Annotated in this window: 4 protein-coding genes; 1 reads left to right on the forward strand and 3 read right to left on the reverse strand. The window is 54.4% G+C overall.

Annotated elements, in window-relative coordinates:
• The coding region (locus ACEW8P_RS13035) for a hypothetical protein (RefSeq protein WP_373513513.1) at window positions 1-236 on the forward strand (236 nt) is incomplete at its 5' end.
• Between the two features lie 43 nt (window positions 237-279).
• On the opposite strand, the gene ACEW8P_RS13040 is transcribed toward ACEW8P_RS13035, so the two are convergent.
• The 3 genes from ACEW8P_RS13040 to ACEW8P_RS13050 all read right to left on the reverse strand — a co-directional run.
• Window positions 280-1701 (reverse strand): Gfo/Idh/MocA family protein, encoded by a 1422-nt coding sequence (locus ACEW8P_RS13040; RefSeq protein ID WP_373513514.1) that lies wholly within the window; start codon window positions 1699-1701, stop codon window positions 280-282.
• 142 nt (window positions 1702-1843) lie between these two features.
• Complete coding sequence (locus tag ACEW8P_RS13045) at window positions 1844-3148, reverse strand: hypothetical protein (protein ID WP_373513515.1); 1305 nt, start codon at window positions 3146-3148, stop codon at window positions 1844-1846.
• Between the two features lie 35 nt (window positions 3149-3183).
• The coding region (locus ACEW8P_RS13050; protein ID WP_373513516.1) for a sulfatase-like hydrolase/transferase at window positions 3184-3987 on the reverse strand (804 nt) is incomplete at its 5' end.

Here is a 3987-nt window from a genome sequence, read left to right on the forward strand (position 1 = left end):
ATCTGTACGCCGATCGCTTGACGACTCTACTAAAATTTCCGTACGAGAAGAAGCCTGAATCCGTCAAGTTGGTATTCAAGGCCCTGTTCGATAAACAAATCCAGGCTATCGAGAACGCCCGACGCCTACTGGATGAATACATGGACAGAATGAGCGGTAACCAGAGCAATCCGGCTGCTGAAGAACCAAGTACTACAGTACATCACCTGGTCGTGTCGCTACGGCAATTCTTGTGATCTAATAACATTATGTAATCATAGCAGGTAGTTCAAGCTAACCCTACGACATTTCCCAGCCTTCGCGCACCTGCTCACGGATGTATTTGTCGGCTTCGGGCATTCCCTTAACCTTCATCTGATCGTAGTCCCAATCCAGTTTTTTTCCTCCCAGGCGCAACGAAAGTACCCCTAACAACGAAATTTCGGTCAGGCGAGCGCCATATTCAAAATTAGCGCTGGCGGCCGGGCCGCCTTTGATAGCGTCTATCCAGTCGCGAAAGTGGCCGTTGGATCGCGGGATGGAGGGCTTGGGCGGCTTGAACGAGGAACGTAATGACTCGGGGAACAGCTGAGGTTTGCGGTCGCCTGCGTTGCTGATGATAAAGCCTTTGTCGCCTTCAAACAAAATGCCACGACTCGGCATCTGAACGCTGCTCGGCAGGGATTCGGGACGGGGCGGTCGTATGCCGCCCGAGTACCAGGTAAGTTTCAAAGGTTTCTGGTCGCCCCGTTGGTCGAACTCGTAGTAGCCAATCTCGCCGTAAGGGGCTATTTCTTCGTTACTGAATCCCGCCGGATGCAACTCCACACTGGTCGGTGCCTTCAAATTGAAAGCCCAGGTAGGGGCGTCCAGGTCGTGGCAGCCAAAATCGCCCATTGCCCCGCAGCCAAACCGCCAGAAGTCCCGCCACTTGACCGGAGCGTAGGCCGTATTAAAAGGAAGTGGCTCGCGGGGGCCCATCCACAAATCCCAGTCGAGCCCAGCGGGTTTGGGCGACGATCCCTCCGCCAGCCCTGTCATCCCTGGGTTCCAGCGTGAGGCGGGTACCCACGAATGTACATGACGCACATTGCCAATTGCACCCGCCCGAAGGTACTCCACGGTCTCGCGAATGCCGTCCATGCTGTGGCCGCTGTTTCCCATTTGCGTGGCCAGGCCCGTTTCCCGGGCCACCCGCTGCACCTCGCGGGCTTCCCAGATGTTGTGGGTGAGGGGTTTTTCGCAGTAAACGTGCTTTCCGGCGCGCATCGCCAGCAGCGAAATGTAGGCGTGGGTATGGTCCGGGGTGGAACACATGATGGCGTCCAGCGCGGATTCCTTCTCCATCATTTCCCGGAAATCCAGGTACTCCGCTACCCTGGCTGCTTTATCTTTTTCTCGGTTATGATCCTCCACCATCTGCCGCACCAGGCCGCGCCCGGCTTCCGTACGATAGTAGAACTCCTGCAGATTCCAATAGTAGGACGGATCGGCCACGGCCACTACCCGCACATCGTCAAGCTCGAGCAGACTTTTAGTGTTCTGTTTCCCTTTTCCGCCCGCACCGACGATGCCAACCGTCACCTGATCGCTGGGAGCGGTGAACCCCGGGCCACCCAGTACGTGGCGGGGGACAATCGAGACGCCCGCGACGCCAAGTGAGGCATGTCGTATAAACGTGCGGCGGGAGGATGCTTTTTCTGAGGATTGGTTGTGCTTCATTTCGATATGGTTTGGGTGAGGCAGCGGTATTTTTGAATCAGTGTCAACGTCTATTTAATAATCTTCTTGCTTCTAAAAATAGAAAGCCTCCGGTTCAGCTTTTTTACGGGTAGGGGTGCGGGCCAGGATGGCCGCACCACCACTATTTTTTTGCTTTCTGATACACCTTTTGCAACGTTTTGCGCTGGGATTTGGCGATTTCGTCACTCATGACGTCGAAGTCGGTGCCGTCGTCTTTGATTGTAGTACGCTTGGCCTTTCCCTCGAACCAGCGGTCGTTGGCGTGGCTACCGATGAATTGGCATTTAAAATGCCCGATCACAAAGGGTAGTTCGGTGAGTTCATCCAGCCAGGTAGCGATGTCCCGGACGGCCTCGCGCTCGTCTTTAATCGGCCCGTGTTCGCTGTCGAAGCGTTCTCCCAAACTAAACGGCGTGGCCCAGTCCACGATCACCATGGGTTTCTGGGTTAACTCGTATTCGTGTCGATAGGCCTCCGGCTGAAAGGTCTGCCACTCCGGCGGGCGTTGCTTGCTACGGATGAGGGCTTGGGTCAGGAATACATCGACCTGTTTTCCAACTACCTGTAGCACCGCATCGGGCGTGTCGCGTAACTGGTGTCGCTCGCCCAGGAAGAGATGGTTGGGGGCGGCTTGGTTGACTGCCCTGCGGAGCGTACTGTACCATATTTCGGCGATTTGGGCCATGAAATCCGCGTCGTCCTTGGCCGTTTTCTCGTTCTCCGCCGCCAATTTCCAATCCTCTGTTTTCCCGATTTCTGAAAAAGAGGAAAAACGACTTCCATAGAATTTATTCAAACTTGCCAGGTCGCTGCCGTAACGTTCCAGCAAAAAATCCAGATAACGCTCCTTGCCCTTAGCGGTGGCGGGCAGGCTGCGCACTACATCCATACGGCGCTTGTTCCAGGCGGGCAAATCCCGAAAGGCAATGCCGATCAGCATCTTATCATCGCGCAGGGGTTGGCATTGGGCCACTGTGTGATCGTACAATGTTTGCTGATTTTCTTTGTCAAAAATGTCTATTTTGAGATAATCGCTTTGCGGGTAGTCCAAATGCGCGATGTAGGGTAGTTTGGTTTTCAAATACGGATCGTGCTGGCCGTAAGCCTCCCCGGCATTGTAGCCCAGCCGCAGGTAGTTTTGGTACAAATCCTCCCGCACTTTGGTCGAATCGCCGTCAAACCTCGCCAGGTAGGGGCCGGATTGACTGCTGTCTTCCAAAAATTTACCCGTATGGTTGGCGCCGATGGCGAAGTACCCGTGCCCCTCGGGCGTTACAAACAACCAGCGCCCGGCCGTCGAATCAACCCGGAAAAATCCCGTCTTTTCTCTTACGATTGATTTTATTCCGCCGTAGTTATCGTACTCCACGGTCGTTGCGGGCCGACTGCAAGCGGCCAGAAAAAGGAGGAGCACGAGATACTTCATAGTTGCCGGGCTTTCGGGTAATTGACTATATCTGGTTATTTCTGCTCGCGAATCTTTTTCAACTCCATGCGCAGTTCTTCCGCTTTGGCGGGGTACTTGGCGATCACGTTCTTCCGCTGCCCCAGGTCTTTGCGTAAGTCAAACAGGACTTCTTTGGACCCCGTGCTTCCCTCGTATTTTTCTCGGGTACGATACCAGTCAGGCATCTTGCTGTGTTCGCCGTCTTTAGCGTCAATCAGTACCCAATTGTCTTTTTGCACCGCAAATTTATTCTCGAATGTATTGTGAACCATGCTGGGCCGAGCACTCGCCCCCTTGCCACGTAGCAAAGCGGATTGATCGAAACTGTCCTCTGCGGTCTTCCGAGGTAGTTTGACACCGAGGATGGAAGCCAACGTTGCCATCAGGTCGATTTGACTGACCAATTCTTTGGATACCGCTCCCGGCTTGACGACACCCGGCCATTTGACCACGAAGGGTACCCGGTGGCCGCCGTCCCACACATCCCGTTTGAGTCCGCGCAGTGGGCCCATGCTGTAATGATCGTAATTCTTAACCCGGTCGAAAGCGTAGTGCTCGGGGCCGTTGTCGGAACTGAAAATGATAATGGTATTGTCCGAGAAACCGCCTTCTTTCAAGGCTTTGAGTATTTCTCCGGCGCTCCAATCGCTCTGCATCATAAAGTCGCCATAAGGCCCCGCTTTCGATTTTCCCTGCCACTCTTTGGTCGGTACAATGGGTGCATGGGGCGAGGTGAGCGCGAAGTAAAGGAAAAACGGATTGGCTTGCTTTTGCCGCTCGATCCAGGCCACGGCTTTTTGGGTGTTGGTGGGCATGAC

Origin of the sequence: Persicitalea sp., assembly GCF_041751555.1 — a bacterium.
GTDB lineage: Bacteria > Bacteroidota > Bacteroidia > Cytophagales > Spirosomataceae > Persicitalea.

What these genes read in the sequence shown, in the direction of transcription:
- ACEW8P_RS13040 (WP_373513514.1), bottom strand. Translation starts at nt 1,701, where the DNA reads ATGAAGCACAACCAATCCTCAGAAAAAGCATCCTCCCGCCGCACGTTT.
- ACEW8P_RS13045 (WP_373513515.1), bottom strand. Translation starts at nt 3,148, where the DNA reads ATGAAGTATCTCGTGCTCCTCCTTTTTCTGGCCGCTTGCAGTCGGCCC.